Source organism: Streptomyces sp. NPDC031340, from assembly GCF_055569945.1.
This window is the reverse complement of record NZ_JBVIIE010000015.1, coordinates 74,719-88,792: the sequence shown is the minus strand read 5'-3', so window position 1 is coordinate 88,792 and position 14,074 is coordinate 74,719. Positions and strand designations below refer to the sequence as shown.

Annotated in this window: 14 protein-coding genes; 5 read left to right on the top strand and 9 right to left on the bottom strand. The window is 71.0% G+C overall.

Annotated features, from left to right (window positions below):
• Positions 1-31: 31 nt before the first annotated feature.
• From ACZ5GT_RS14200 to nth, 3 genes are all read right to left on the bottom strand, one after another.
• Positions 32-1,231, bottom strand: coding sequence for a MarP family serine protease (locus ACZ5GT_RS14200; RefSeq protein ID WP_469021427.1), 1,200 nt, complete (start codon positions 1,229-1,231; stop codon positions 32-34).
• Positions 1,232-1,244: 13 nt separating this feature from the next.
• Positions 1,245-1,940 carry an NUDIX hydrolase gene (locus tag ACZ5GT_RS14195; RefSeq protein ID WP_469021133.1) on the bottom strand — a complete coding sequence of 232 codons (696 nt, stop codon included), beginning with the start codon at positions 1,938-1,940 and terminating at the stop codon, positions 1,245-1,247.
• 70 nt (positions 1,941-2,010) lie between these two features.
• Positions 2,011-3,090: an endonuclease III gene (nth, locus tag ACZ5GT_RS14190; protein ID WP_469021127.1), complete on the bottom strand. Its 1,080-nt coding sequence runs from the start codon at positions 3,088-3,090 to the stop codon at positions 2,011-2,013.
• 251 nt (positions 3,091-3,341) lie between these two features.
• Between nth and ACZ5GT_RS14185 the strand changes: the two genes are divergently transcribed.
• Entirely contained in the window at positions 3,342-4,016 is a 675-nt protein-coding gene (locus tag ACZ5GT_RS14185) for a Crp/Fnr family transcriptional regulator (protein WP_029382547.1), read from the top strand.
• 86 nt (positions 4,017-4,102) lie between these two features.
• Here ACZ5GT_RS14185 and ACZ5GT_RS14180 read toward each other — a convergent pair whose 3' ends face one another.
• The 4 genes from ACZ5GT_RS14180 to ACZ5GT_RS14165 form a co-directional block, all read right to left on the bottom strand.
• Positions 4,103-4,942 carry an MBL fold metallo-hydrolase gene (locus ACZ5GT_RS14180; RefSeq protein ID WP_469021124.1) on the bottom strand — a complete coding sequence of 280 codons (840 nt, stop codon included), beginning with the start codon at positions 4,940-4,942 and terminating at the stop codon, positions 4,103-4,105.
• Positions 4,939-5,832: an NUDIX hydrolase gene (locus tag ACZ5GT_RS14175; protein ID WP_469021121.1), complete on the bottom strand. Its 894-nt coding sequence runs from the start codon at positions 5,830-5,832 to the stop codon at positions 4,939-4,941. Before ACZ5GT_RS14175 ends, ACZ5GT_RS14180 begins: the two co-directional genes overlap by 4 nt.
• 235 nt (positions 5,833-6,067) lie before the next feature.
• On the bottom strand, positions 6,068-6,532 hold the full coding sequence (locus ACZ5GT_RS14170; RefSeq protein ID WP_469021118.1) for a RidA family protein: 465 nt from the start codon (positions 6,530-6,532) through the stop codon (positions 6,068-6,070).
• Positions 6,532-6,690 carry a DUF4177 domain-containing protein gene (locus ACZ5GT_RS14165; protein WP_003991873.1) on the bottom strand — a complete coding sequence of 53 codons (159 nt, stop codon included), beginning with the start codon at positions 6,688-6,690 and terminating at the stop codon, positions 6,532-6,534. Before ACZ5GT_RS14165 ends, ACZ5GT_RS14170 begins: the two co-directional genes overlap by 1 nt.
• 105 nt (positions 6,691-6,795) lie before the next feature.
• Here ACZ5GT_RS14165 and bagA point away from each other — a divergent pair, with 105 nt between their 5' ends.
• Positions 6,796-7,773 carry an ATPase BagA gene (gene bagA, locus ACZ5GT_RS14160; protein ID WP_469021114.1) on the top strand — a complete coding sequence of 326 codons (978 nt, stop codon included), beginning with the start codon at positions 6,796-6,798 and terminating at the stop codon, positions 7,771-7,773.
• The gene (gene bagB / locus ACZ5GT_RS14155) at positions 7,770-9,125 is read left to right on the top strand and encodes an ATPase BagB (protein WP_469021110.1); all 1,356 of its coding nucleotides are present in this window, start codon (positions 7,770-7,772) and stop codon (positions 9,123-9,125) included. Before bagA ends, bagB begins: the two co-directional genes overlap by 4 nt.
• Positions 9,126-9,247: 122 nt before the next feature.
• Here bagB and wblA read toward each other — a convergent pair whose 3' ends face one another.
• A complete protein-coding gene (gene wblA, locus ACZ5GT_RS14150; protein WP_469021424.1) occupies positions 9,248-9,586 on the bottom strand; it encodes a transcriptional regulator WblA in 339 nt (112 codons plus the stop codon).
• A gap of 524 nt (positions 9,587-10,110) precedes the next feature.
• Between wblA and ACZ5GT_RS14145 the strand changes: the two genes are divergently transcribed.
• Positions 10,111-12,420 carry a transglycosylase domain-containing protein gene (locus ACZ5GT_RS14145; RefSeq protein ID WP_469021106.1) on the top strand — a complete coding sequence of 770 codons (2,310 nt, stop codon included), beginning with the start codon at positions 10,111-10,113 and terminating at the stop codon, positions 12,418-12,420.
• Positions 12,421-12,548: 128 nt separating this feature from the next.
• On the opposite strand, the gene ACZ5GT_RS14140 is transcribed toward ACZ5GT_RS14145, so the two are convergent.
• Complete coding sequence (locus tag ACZ5GT_RS14140) at positions 12,549-13,016, bottom strand: GatB/YqeY domain-containing protein (protein WP_469021101.1); 468 nt, start codon at positions 13,014-13,016, stop codon at positions 12,549-12,551.
• Positions 13,017-13,108: 92 nt separating this feature from the next.
• Here ACZ5GT_RS14140 and ACZ5GT_RS14135 point away from each other — a divergent pair, with 92 nt between their 5' ends.
• Positions 13,109-14,035, top strand: coding sequence for a metallophosphoesterase (locus ACZ5GT_RS14135; RefSeq protein ID WP_469021098.1), 927 nt, complete (start codon positions 13,109-13,111; stop codon positions 14,033-14,035).
• The last annotated feature ends 39 nt before the right edge of the window (positions 14,036-14,074 follow it).

The window sequence follows — 14,074 nt, the reverse complement described above, 5'->3', positions numbered from 1 at the left end:
GGCTGACGGTCGCAGGACGCCCAGTGCTCGCCTACAGCGCGCAGCTGTCGCTGTCCACCTGCTGGTTCGCGGTCCGCCCCTTCGAGATGTCCTCCTGGATCTCGTCCGCGGTGAGCGCGTACCCGGTGTCGGCGTCGTCGAGCGACTTGGCGAACACCACGCCGTAGACCTCGCCCTGCGGTGTGAGCAGCGGGCCGCCGGAGTTGCCCTGGCGGACGGTGGCGTACAGCGAGTACACGTCGCGGCGGACGGTCCCGCGGTGGTAGATGTCCGGGCCGTTGGCCGGAATGCGGCCCCGCACGCGCGCGGCGCGCACGTCGTACGAGCCGTTCTCCGGGTAGCCCGCGATGATGGCGCTGTCGCCGCTCGCCGCGTCCCCGGTGGCGAACTTCAGCGCGGGCGCCTTGAGATGGGGTACGTCGAGCACGGCGATGTCGCGCCGCCAGTCGTACAGGACGACCGTCGCGTCGTACTTCCTGCCCTCGCCGCCTATTTGGACGGTGGGCTCGTCGACGCCGCCGACGACGTGCGCGTTGGTCATGACGCGGCGGTTGCCGAAGACGAAGCCGCTGCCCTCCAGGACCTTGCCGCAACTCTGGGCGGTGCCCACGACCTTGACGACGGACCGCTTGGCCGTGGTGGCGACGGAACCGTTCGCGAGGGCCGGGTCGGGCGGCTGGACGTCGGTGATCGGCTCGTTGGAGAACGGGCTGAAGACCTGTGGGAAGCCGTTCTGCGCGAGGACCGAGGAGAAGTCCGCGAACCAGGTGTCGGCCGCGTCGGGCAGCGCCCGTGACACGCCCAGCAGCACCTTGGAGTTGCGGACCTCCTTGCCGAGCGTGGGCAGCGTGGTGCCCGCGAGGGCCGAGCCGATCAGCCAGGCCACCAGCAGCATCGCGACCACGTTGACGAGGGCGCCGCCGGTGGCATCCAGGGCGCGGGCCGGCGACCAGGTGATGTACCGGCGCAGCTTGTTGCCGAGATGGGTGGTCAGCGCCTGGCCGACGGAGGCGAAGACGATGACGATGACGACCGCGACGACGGCGGCGGTCGTGCTGACCTCCGAGTTGTCGGTCAGCGCGTCCCAGACGACGGGCAGGGTGTAGACGGCGACGAGACCGCCGCCCAGGAAGCCGATCACCGACAGGATGCCGACGACGAAGCCCTGGCGGTAGCCCACGACCGCGAACCACACGGCCGCGACCAGCAACAAGATGTCCAGCACATTCACGGAGCTCACCCTGTCATGACCGCCAGTCGAGCGGGACCCGCTTCTCCCGGTCCCAGGGGCGCTCCCACCCCGCGAAGTGGAACAGCCGGTCGATGATCCCGGCGGTGAAACCCCAGACCAGGGCGGATTCGACCAGGAATGCCGGACCTCGGAAGCCGCTGGGATGGACCACTGTGGCCCGGTTCGCCGGGTCCGTGAGATCCGCCACGGGAACCTTGAAGACCCGCGCCGTCTCGTTCGGGTCGACCACGCCGACCGGGCTCGGCTCCCGCCACCAGCCCAGCACGGGCGTCACGACGAAACCGCTGACGGGGATGTACAGCTTGGGCAGCGCGCCGAACAGCTGGACCCCGGACGGGTCCAGGCCGGTCTCCTCCTCGGCCTCGCGCAGCGCCGCCCGCAGCGGCCCGTCGGCCGTGGGGTCGCCGTCCTCGGGGTCGAGGGCGCCGCCGGGGAAGGACGGCTGCCCGGCATGGGACCTGAGCGAGCTGGCCCGCTCCATCAGCAGCAGTTCGGGGCCGCGCTCGCCCTCGCCGAACAGCACGAGCACCGCGGACTGGCGTCCCCCGCCGTCCTCCGGGGGCAGGAAGCGGCTCAGTTGCAGCGGCTCGACCGTCTCCATGGCCCGCACCACCGGGTCCAGCCAGGCCGGCAGGCCCTCCTTGCTCAGCGTCACCGAACCGCCCCGCGTCTCGCTCGCTCGCGTCATCGCCACCCCCGTCGTCCTGCACGATCCAACGCCCGGCCGCCCGTTGATCGTTCCTCGGGCGAACGGGCCGTCATCCGGCCCCCAGCGGCGGCGCCGGCCTGCCGCCCGCGTCCAGGTACGCCTGCGGCGGCTTCAGGCGCTGGCCCGGGAATCCGCCCTTCTCGTACTTCAGCAGCTTCTTCGCCTTCTCCGGGTCGGTCTCGCCCTCGCCGTACGCCGGGCAGAGCGGGGCGATGGGGCAGGCGCCGCAGGCGGGCTTGCGGGCGTGGCAGATGCGGCGGCCGTGCCAGATCACGTGGTGCGACAGGTCCGTCCAGTCGCCCTTGGGAAACAGCGCGGCGACCGCGGCCTCGATCTTGTCCGGGTCCGTCTCCTCGGTCCACTTCCAGCGCCGCACCAGCCGCTGGAAGTGCGTGTCGACGGTGATGCCGGGCCGCCCGAAGGCGTTGCCGAGCACCACGAAGGCGGTCTTGCGGCCCACGCCGGGCAGCTTGACGAGGTCCTCCAGCCTGCCCGGGACCTCGCCGCCGAACTGCTCCACCAGCGCCTTGGACAGCCCTATGACCGACTTGGTCTTGGCCCGGAAGAAGCCGCACGGGCGCAGGATCTCCTCGACCCGCTCCGGATCGGCGACGGCCAGGTCCTCGGGGGTGGGGTACGCCGCGAAGAGGGCCGGCGTCGTCTGATTGACCCGCAGGTCGGTGGTCTGGGCGGACAGGACCGTGGCGACCACGAGTTGGAAGGGGTTGTCGAAGTCCAGCTCGGGGTGGGCGTACGGGTACACCTCGGCCAGCTCGCGGTTGATGCGGCGGGCGCGGCGGACCAGGGCGGTGCGCGACTCGCCCTTCGGGGCCTTCCCGGCGACGGTCTTGGCGGGCGGGACGCCTTCGACCGCGGCCGTGGCCTTCTTCGGCGCGGCGGCGGCTTTCCGCGCGGGCCTCTTGCCGACCTTCACCGCGGCTTTCGCGGTGGCCGTATTCGCGCCCTTGGCCTTGGTCTCGTCCGCGGCTGCCTTGCCCTTGCCCGTGGCCGCCTTTTTCGTTGCTTTTTCTGCCACCTTTTTCGCTGGCGCCCTTTTTGTCACTTTTGTCGCCTTCTTCGCATCACCGGGGCCCTGTTCGCCCACAGCGGAATCACGAGGTACGACCATCCGCTCAGCTCCCTCGGCCTGTGCTCTACCGGCGATTTGGACACCCGGTCAGCCTAGAGCCCGGCGCCGACATCCGCCCCGGACCCCGAAGATCAGCCCCCAATCGGACCCCTGCCGCCCACCCCGGGACCCGCGTGCGGCATCCTTGTGACAGATCACACTGTTTGGACCGTCCGGCAAAATGGGCACCACGGTCCCCTGGTACCAAGGGGGAACAAGATCCCCTGAGCAGGTCGACAAGGAGAGAACTCGTGGACGACGTTCTGCGGCGGAACCCGCTCTTCGCGGCGCTCGACGACGAGCAGGCCGCGGAGCTCCGCGCCTCCATGAGCGAGGTGACCCTGGCGCGGGGTGACTCACTCTTCCACGAGGGCGACCCCGGTGACCGGCTCTACGTGGTCACCGAGGGCAAGGTGAAGCTGCACCGCACCTCCCCCGACGGCCGGGAGAACATGCTCGCGGTGGTCGGCCCCGGCGAACTGATCGGCGAGCTGTCCCTGTTCGACCCGGGCCCCCGCACGGCGACGGCGACGGCGCTGACCGAGGTCAAGCTGCTCGGCCTCGGCCACGGGGACCTCCAGCCGTGGCTGAACGCCCGCCCCGAGGTGGCCGCCGCGCTGCTGCGCGCCGTCGCCCGGCGTCTGCGCAAGACCAACGACGCCATGTCGGACCTGGTGTTCTCGGACGTTCCGGGCCGTGTCGCGCGCGCCCTGCTCGACCTCTCCCGCCGCTTCGGCGTGCAGTCGGAGGAGGGCATCCACGTCGTGCACGACCTGACGCAGGAGGAGCTGGCCCAGCTGGTCGGCGCCTCGCGCGAGACGGTCAACAAGGCGCTGGCCGACTTCGCCCAGCGCGGGTGGCTGCGCCTGGAGGCGCGGGCCGTGATCCTGCTGGACGTCGAGCGGCTGGCCAAGCGCTCCCGCTGACGTCGGCTGACGGCTGACGTTCGTACGGTGCGAAGGGGCCCGTCTCTCCCGAGACGGGACCTTTCGCCTGCACGCCGCTGTCCGGATCAGACGGGCGGGATCAGCCCGTGTTCCTCCAGGTACTCCAGCTGTGCCCGGACCGACAGCTCCGCCGCCGGCCACAGCGAGCGGTCCACGTCGGCGTACACGTGGGCCACGACCTCGGACGGGGCACGGTGGCCGTTCTCCACGGCCGTCTCGATCTGGGCCAGGCGGTGGGCGCGGTGGGCGAGGTAGTACTCCACCGCGCCCTGGGCGTCCTCCAGGACCGGGCCGTGGCCCGGCAGGACGGTGTGCACGCCGTCGTCGACCGTGAGGGACCGCAGGCGGCGCAGGGAGTCCAGGTAGTCGCCCAGGCGGCCGTCGGGATGCGCCACGACCGTCGTGCCGCGGCCCAGGACCGTGTCACCGGTCAGAACCGCCCGGTCGGCCGGGAGGTGGAAGCACAGGGAGTCGGAGGTGTGCCCTGGCGTGGGGACCACCCGCAGTTCCAGGCCGCCGACGACGACCGTCTGCCCGGCCGCCAGCCCCTCGTCGCCCAGCCGCAGCGCCGGGTCGAGGGCGCGCACCTTCGTGCCGGTCAGCTCGGCGAAGCGGGCGGCGCCCTCGGCGTGGTCCGGGTGGCCGTGGGTCAGCAGAGTGAGCGCGACACGCCGGCCGGCCCTCTCGGCGGTCTCGACGACGTTGCGCAGGTGGGCGTCGTCCAGCGGGCCCGGGTCGATCACCACCGCCAGGTCGGAGTCCGGCTCGGCGAGGATCCAGGTGTTGGTGCCGTCGAGGGTCATCGCCGAGGCGTTGGGCGCCAGGACGTTGACGGCCCGGGCGGTGGCGGGTCCGGTGAGGACCCCGCCCCGCGGCTGGCCGGGAAGGACGCTCGCGTCCGTCATGCGGAGGCTCCACCGGTCGTGTGATCGGCCGGAAGGCCGCTCGGGATGTGCTTGGTGAACTCGTCGTGGCCCGGCCAGGACAGCTCGATCCCGCCGTCCACCAGCCGGGCCCGCGCCAGCACCGGCGTCAGGTCCCGGCCGGGTGCGGCGGCGAGTGCCTCGGCGGCCGTGGCGTACGGCGCCAGCTGGCGCAGGGTCGCGATGGTGGGCGGCATCATCAGCAGCTCGCCCCGGTCGTAGGAGGAAGCGGCCTGCCCGGGCCGGATCCACACCGTGCGGTCGGCCTCCGTGGAGGCGTTGCGGGTGCGCTGGCCGTGCGGCAGGGCGGCGACGAAGAAGAAGGTGTCGTAGCGGCGGGGCTCGAACTCGGGGGTGATCCAGCGGGTCCAGGCCCCGAGCAGGTCCGAGCGCAGCACCAGGCCGCGGCGGTCCAGGAACTCCGCGAAGGACAGCTCACGGGCGACCAGCGCGGCCCGGTCGGCCTCCCAGTCGGGGCCGGTCGTGTCGCCGACCACCGAGTCGGCGGTCTCACCGGCGAGCAGGACGCCCGCCTCCTCGTACGTCTCCCGCACGGCCGCGCAGACGATCGCCTGCGCCGCGGTGTCGTCCACGCCGAGCCGGTCGGCCCACCACGCGCGTGCGGGGCCCGCCCAGCGGACGTGCCGCTCGTCGTCGCGCGGGTCGACGCCGCCGCCCGGATACGCGTACGCGCCCCCGGCGAAGGCCATGGAGGCGCGTCTGCGCAGCATGTGGACGACGGGGCCGGTGCCGGTGTCCTTCAGGAGCATGACGGTGGCCGCCCGCTTGGGGGCGGCGGGCGTGAGGGTGCCCTCCGCGAGCGCGCGGATGCGTTCCGGCCAGTCCTGCGGAAACCACTGCCCATTCGCCATGGCCGGAGGCTATCCCGTGACGCGCGATTGTTCGAGAGGTCCCCGAGGTCAGAGCGCCGGCCGACGCCGCGACCGCGCGGCTTCCGGGCTACGGCACCGGCCCCGCCGACCACGCACCGGCCCGTCGGCCACCGCACCGGCCCTGACGGTCACCGCACCGGCTCCGACGGTCACCGCACCGCCCCCGTCGGCCACCGCACCGGCTCCGACGGCTGCGGCACCGCGCCTCCGCCGCTTACGGCGCCAGCTCGACCAGGATCTCGACCTCCACCGGGGCGTCCAGCGGCAGCACCGCCACGCCCACCGCGCTGCGCGCGTGCACGCCCTTGTCGCCGAGGACCTCGCCGAGCAGCTCGCTCGCGCCGTTGACCACGCCGGGCTGGCCGGTGAAATCGGCTGCCGAGGCGACGAAGCCGACGACCTTCACCACACGCGCGATGCGGTCCAGGTCACCGGTGACGGACTTCACTGCGGCCAGGGCGTTCAGCGCGCAGGTGCGGGCCAGACGCTTGGCCTCCTCCGGGGTGACCTCGGCGCCGACCTTGCCGGTGACGGGCAGCTTGCCGTCCACCATCGGCAGCTGGCCGGACGTGTAGACGTACCCGCCGGACTGCACGGCCGGCTGGTAGGCGGCGAGCGGCGGGACGACCTCCGGCAGGGTGAGGCCGAGCTCGGCCAGCCTCGCCTCGACGGCGCCCATTACTGCTTCTCCCGCTTCAGGTAGGCCACGAGCTGCTCGGGGTTGTTCGGCCCGGGCACGACCTGGACGAGTTCCCAGCCGTCCTCGCCCCAGGTGTCCAGGATCTGCTTCGTGGCGTGGACGAGCAGTGGCACCGTTGCGTATTCCCACTTGGTCATGTGGGCGACTCTAGCCGTACCCGGGCGGGGTCGGACGCCCGGCCGGGGCAGGGTTGTCCACAGGTCGCCGCGTAGTCCGCGCACAGAGTGGTTACGCTCGAATACGTGAGCAGGCTCCAGGTCGTCAGCGGTAAGGGCGGGACCGGAAAGACGACGGTCGCCGCCGCCCTCGCGCTGGCCCTCGCGACCGAGGGGAAGCGGACGCTTCTCGTCGAGGTCGAGGGCCGGCAGGGCATCGCGCAGCTCTTCGAGACGGAAGCGCTGCCTTATGAGGAGCGGAAGATCGCCGTCGCTCCCGGGGGCGGGGAGGTGTACGCCCTCGCCATAGATCCCGAACTGGCCCTCCTGGACTATCTCCAGATGTTCTACAAGCTGGGGAGCGCCGGGCGGGCCCTGAAGAAGCTCGGCGCGATCGACTTCGCCACCACCATCGCGCCGGGTGTGCGAGACGTGCTGCTGACCGGCAAGGCGTGCGAGGCGGTGCGCCGCCGGGACAAGCGCGGCCGGTTCGTCTACGACTACATCGTCATGGACGCGCCGCCCACCGGACGCATCACCCGCTTCCTGAACGTCAACGACGAGGTGGCGGGCCTGGCGAAGATCGGCCCGATACACAATCAGGCGCAGGCGGTGATGCGGGTGCTGAAGTCGGCGGAGACGGCCGTGCACCTGGTGACGCTGCTGGAGGAGATGCCGGTCCAGGAGACCGCCGACGGCATCTCCGAACTGCGGTCCGCGCGGCTGCCGGTGGGCCGGATCATGGTGAACATGGTGCGTCCGGAGGTGTTGGACGCCACCGATCTGGAACTCGTACGTGACGTGTCGCGTTCCTCCGTCGCACGGTCGCTGTCCACCGCCGGGCTCGGCGGGGCGCGCCGCGGCGGCAACGCGGAGAAGCTGGTGGACCCGCTGCTGCGACTGGCCGGGGAGTACGCCGAGCGGTACGCGCTGGAGCACGAACAGCGGGCCGCCCTGGGCGAACTGGGCCTGCCGCTGCACGAACTGCCGCTGCTCGCCGAAGGCATGGACCTGGCGGGTCTGTACGAACTGGCAACCGAACTGCGGAATCAGGGGATCGCATGAGTCCGGACCCGGCCCACGCCCCGAAGAACACGCCCGACCCCGAGGGCGCGCGCCACCACCTCGCCCCCGCCCGCCTGCTCGACCTGGACCCGCTGCTCGACGATCCGCAGACGCGCATCGTGGTGTGCTGCGGCTCGGGCGGAGTCGGCAAGACCACCACCGCCGCGGCGCTGGGGCTCAGGGCTGCCGAGCGCGGCCGCAAGGTGGTCGTGCTGACCATCGACCCGGCCCGCCGGCTCGCCCAGTCCATGGGCATCGACTCCCTCGACAACACCCCGCGCCGGGTGAAGGGCGTCGACGGTGACGGTGAGCTGCACGCCATGATGCTCGACATGAAGCGCACGTTCGACGAGATCGTCGAGGCGCACACGGACCCCGAGCGGGCCGCCGCGATCCTGTCGAACCCCTTCTACCAGTCGCTCTCGGCGGGCTTCGCGGGCACGCAGGAGTACATGGCGATGGAGAAGCTGGGCCAGTTGCGCGCGTTGGACGAGTGGGACCTGATCGTCGTCGACACGCCGCCGTCCCGCTCGGCGCTCGACTTCCTGGACGCGCCGAAGCGGCTGGGCTCGTTCCTGGACGGCAAGCTGATCCGGGTCCTGCTCGCGCCCGCCCGGGCCGGCGGCCGGGCCGGCATGAAGTTCCTGAACGTCGGGATGTCGATGATGACCGGCGTGCTGGGCAAGCTGCTGGGCGGCCAGTTGCTCAAGGACGTCCAGACGTTCGTGGCGGCGATGGACTCCATGTTCGGCGGCTTCCGCAAGCGGGCGGACGCCACCTACCAGTTGCTGCAGGCGCCCGGCACGGCGTTCCTGGTGGTCGCGGCCCCCGAGCGGGACGCCCTGCGGGAGGCCGCGTACTTCGTGGAACGGCTCGCGGCCGAGGAGATGCCGCTCGCGGGCCTGGTGCTCAACCGGGTCCACGGCAGCGGCGCCGAACGGCTGTCGGCCGAGCGGGCACTCGCCGCCGCGGAAAATCTTGTGGAGTCCCGCATTGTGGATCAGGACGACGGGAAAGCAGTACTTCGTAACTCTCCCGAACCGCAAGGCAGTTCAGAATCCCCCACCGCGGCACCCGACGCGCCCGCCGCATCCGCACCCCCCACGGAGCAGGGCGAGGGTCAGGGCGTCGACCGGCTCACCGCGGGCCTGCTCAGGCTGCACGCCGAACGCATGCAGCTGATCGCCCGCGAGCAGCGCACGCGTGACCGCTTCACCGCGCTCCACCCCGAGGTGGCGGTGGCCGAAGTGGCCGCGCTCCCCGGTGACGTGCACGACCTCGCCGGGCTGCGGGACATCGGTGACCGGCTCTCGGCCAACCGGCCGGAGCCGCCCGGACCCGCCGACGACTGATCCTGGTCCTGGTCCTGGTCCTGCAGCCGACCACGGCCCTTGAGCCGAGCACGGGTCTTCAGCCGCCCACGAAGCTTCAGCCGAGCACGCGAGAAGTCCGAACCGGCCGGGCCGAGGAACCCTCAGCCCACCGCGGCATAGTTCTCGTACACCTGGTCGTCGTCGAGCGGGACGATGCCCGCACCGCGCTCGTACTCGCTACGAGCCGTCTCCAGCAGCCGGCGCCACGATGTGACGGTCGGCCGCCTGCGCAGCAGGGCGCGGCGCTCGCGCTCGGTCATGCCTCCCCACACACCGAACTCGACGCGGTTGTCCAGCGCGTCGGCCAGACATTCGGTGCGTACCGGGCATCCGGTGCACACCGCCTTGACTCTGTTCTGCGCTGCTCCCTGAACGAACAGTTCATCCGGATCGGTAGTGCGGCAGGCAGCCTGCGCACTCCAGTCGGTTACCCAGCCCATACCGGCGCCGTCCTCTCCCGAATCGAGGCTCCCCCACGGCGGCAGCGGCATATTCACCGCCGCCAGTTGAGGACGTTACGGAAGGTGGGCACAGCGCAACACCCCCTTCGGGCCCAATCTTGAATGGCCCGAACGGACTATGCGCAAGCGGCAGATCACCCGGGGGAGTGACCTGGTGATATGTGTGATCATCCCGGCAAACCGGGACACTTCTGTTGAGTCACAACGGACGCCGAGTGACACACAAGGCGGATTCGGACACGCCCTCGGCAGAAAGCCGGGGAACTTCCGGAACGATTCGGGGTCGCCGGACGTATTGATACGTGGCCCTACTGCTGTGACAGTTGAGAGCAGCTTAGGCCAACGCCTGTCCGCGTGTCCGGCGAATGGGAAGGTAGCGCCCTGCTTCGCCCTGCCGTCACGCGCCGGTCGCACGACTGCCGGAATGTCGTGATCCGGCGCGCACATGTCCCGCGGGCGCCCGCTCCGTCGGAACGCCCAGAACTACGGATTAGGCTGCCCCCATGCCAAACAAGCGCTCGGGCGGTGGCCTGTCGGCGACGCAGCAGGCCGCCAAGTTCCTCGGTGTCAGTGTCCTCTCGGGAGCGGTGCTGGCCGGCATCGCGCTGCCCGCCGTCGGCGCGCTGGGACTGGCGGCCAAGGGGTCCGTGGAGAGCTTCGACGAGCTCCCGGCCAACCTGAAGACGCCGCCGCTGAGCCAGCGCACCACCATCCTCGACGCCGACGGCGGCCAGATCGCCACCGTCTACTCGCGCGACCGCACGGTGGTGAGCCTCAAGGACATCTCGCCGTACATGCAGAAGGCGATAGTCGCGATCGAGGACTCGCGCTACTACCAGCACGGCGCGGTCGACCTCAAGGGCATCCTGCGCGCCGTCAACAAGAACGCGCAGAGCGGCGGCGTATCCGAGGGCGCCTCGACGCTCACCCAGCAGTACGTGAAGAACGTCTTCGTGGAGGAGGCCGGCGACGACCCGACGAAGGTCGCGCAGGCCACCCAGCAGACCCTCGGCCGCAAGATCAAGGAACTGAAGTACGCGATCCAGGTCGAGGAGGAGCTCGGCAAGAAGAAGATCCTCGAGAACTACCTGAACATCACGTTCTTCGGCGAGCAGGCCTACGGCGTCGAGGCCGCCTCCCAGCGTTACTTCTCCAAGCACGCCAAGGACCTGAAGCTGCAGGAGGCGGCGCTGCTCGCGGGCATCGTCCAGTCCCCGAGCCGCTACGACCCCGTCAACGACGAGGCGGAGGCCACCAAGCGCCGCAACACCGTGCTGCAGCGCATGGCCGAGCTGGGCGACATCTCCCCGGCGCAGGCGGCCAAGGCGCAGAAGTCTCCACTGGGCCTGAACCCCAGCCAGCCGAAGAACGGCTGCATCACCGCGGTCAAGGGCGCCGGCTTCTTCTGCGACTACGTGCGCGAGGTGTTCCTCAACGACCCGGTGTTCGGCAAGAGCCGGCAGGCCCGGGCGAAGGTCTGGAACCAGGGCGGCCTGACGATCCGCACGACGCTCGACCCGCAGGCCCAGGAGTCGGTGCAGGCCTCGCTCAAGAACCACGTCAACAAGAGCGACGCGGTGGCCGCCGCGGCCACCATCGTGGAACCCGGCACCGGCAAGGTCCTGGCCATGGGCCAGTCGAAGCCGTACGGCTACGGCAAGAACGAGACCGAGATCAACTACTCGGTGGGCCACGGCATGGGCGGCTCCAACTACGGCTTCCCGACCGGTTCGACGTTCAAGCCCTTCGTCGCGGCGGCCGCGCTCGAGCAGGGGCGGCCGGCCACCCAGGAGTACTCGTCGCCGTACGAGATGCCCTACCCGGAGCCCGTGCAGACGTGCGGCGGCAAGCCCTGGATGAACCAGGGCGGCGAGACCGTCCCCAACGAGAGCAAGTCGGAGGTCGGCCCGTACCGGCTGAAGGAGGCGATGGCCAAGTCGGTCAACACCTACTTCGTGCAGATGGTCGCCGACATCGGCCTGTGCCCGGTGATGAAGATGACCGACGGTCTGCACGTCGTGCAGGGCAGCGGCGACAAGCTCCCGGAGGTGCCCGCCATCGCCCTGGGCTCCAAGGGCATCGCCCCGCTGACGATGGCGAGCGCGTACGCCGCCTTCGCCTCCCGCGGCATGTACTGCACGCCCGTCGCCATCGAGTCGATCACCCAGAAGATCGGCGACCGGAAGAAGTCGCTGGACGTGCCGAAGTCGACGTGCTCGCGGGCGATGAGCGAGAAGACCGCGGACACGGTGAACACCCTGCTGCAGGGCGTGATCGACTCCGGTACGGGCCAGCAGGCGGGCCTCACCGACCGCGCCAACGCCGGTAAGACCGGTACCACGGACGAGCGCAAGAACGCCTGGTTCGTCGGCTACACGCCGAACCTGTCGGGCGCGGTCTGGGTCGGCAGCGCCAGCCAGCAGGTCAAGATGGTGAACATCAACATCGGCGGCGTCTACCACGACAAGGTCTACGGCGGCTCGGTCCCGGGCCCCATCTGGCGCGACGCGATGACCGGCGCCCTGTCGGGCAAGGACGCCCCGTCCTTCAACCTCATAGACATACCGGACCCCGACAAGGGCGACAAGGGCGGCCACGGCAACGACAACGGCGGCAACGACGGGAACAACGGCGACCAGGGGAACAACGGCGGCAACGGGAACAACGGCGGTAACGACGGCTTCCTCGGCGGCCTGACGACCAACGGCGGCACGAACGGCGGCACCGACTTCCCCACGCCCACGATCACCCTGCCGGGCACCTTCTTCCAGGGCCAGACGAACGGAAACGGCAACGGGGGCGGACGCGGCTGACGCGGCCCTCTCCGGAGCAACGGGAACGGCCCCCTCCTCCCACACATGACCGTCCACCGGTCGTACGGGAAGAGGGGGCCGTCGGCCGTTCCGCGGAGCGGCCGTCGCCTCGCGTGCTCAGCCGGCCGTCAGTCGGCCAGCAGCTTCTTCACCGCGGCGGCGACGCGGCCGCCCTCGGCCTGCCCGGCGACCTTGGGGTTCACGATCTTCATGACGGCGCCCATGGCCCGCGGCCCCTCGGCGCCGGCCGCCTTCGCCTCCGCGACGGCCTGCGCGACGATCGCGTCCAGCTCCTCGTCGCTGAGCTGCTTGGGCAGGTACGCGGCGAGCACCTCGCCCTCCGCCTTCTCCCGCTCGGCCGACTCGGCGCGACCACCCTGCGCGAAGGCCTCGGCGGCCTCCCGGCGCTTCTTCGCCTCCTTGGTGATCACCTTGAGCACCTCGTCGTCGGAGAGCTCGCGCTTCGCCTTGCCCGCGACCTCCTCCTTGGTGATCGCGGCGAGCGTCAGCCGGAGCGTCGAGGAGCGGAGCTCGTCGCGCTCCTTGATCGCGGCGTTGAGGTCTTCGTGCAGCTTCGACTTGAGCGTGGTGGTCATGACGCGATTGTCGCAGGTGCGTACGGCTCGACGCCCGCTGATTTCAGGGGCGGTGGGCATGACGGGTGCTCCGGATCTGACACGATGGACGCATGCGCGCGCGATACGGAGTACCTCTGTCCATCGCGGCGGCTGGCGCCGCCGGTCTGGTGTACGCGGCGGGTTTCGAGGCCCGCTCCTTCCGCCTGCGACGGGTGACGGTCCCCGTCCTGCCGTCCGGGATGCGCCCGCTGCGCGTGCTCCAGGTCTCCGACATCCACATGGTCGGCGGCCAGCGCAAGAAGCAGCGCTGGCTGCGCTCGCTGGCCGGCCTGCGCCCCGACTTCGTGATCAACACGGGCGACAACCTGTCCGACACGGAAGGTGTCCCGGAGGTCCTGGACGCCCTCGGCCCGCTGATGGAGTTCCCGGGCGCGTACGTCTTCGGTTCCAACGACTACTACGGCCCGAGGCCCCGCAACCCCGCCCGCTACCTCGTCGAAAAGGTCCGCGGCCGGCACGGCCTGAACGGCAACCCGCCCGTCGTGGGCGTGGTCCACAACCCGTGGGAGGACCTGCGGGACGCCTTCGACGCGGCGGGCTGGCTGAACCTGACCAACACGCGCGGGCAGCTCAAGGTCGAGGGCGTGTCGGTCGAGCTGACCGGCCTGGACGACCCGCACATCAAGCGCGACCGCTACGAAATGGTGGCCGGCGGCCCGTCGGGCGGGGCGGACTTCTCGATGGGCGTGGTGCACGCGCCGTACCTGCGGGTGCTGGACGCGTTCACGGCGGACGACTACCCCCTGGTCCTGGCCGGCCACACGCACGGCGGCCAGCTGTGCGTCCCCTTCTACGGCGCCCTCGTCACCAACTGCGACCTGGACACCGACCGGGTGAAGGGCCTGTCCACCCACACGGCGGAAGGCCGTCGGTCCTACCTCCACGTCTCGGCGGGCTGCGGCACCAACCGCTACACCCCGGTCCGCTTCGCCTGCCCACCGGAGGCGACGCTGCTGACGCTGGTGGGCCGGGAGTAGCCGGTCGCCGGGGCCGGCGCGGCAGCACGGACTGGATGG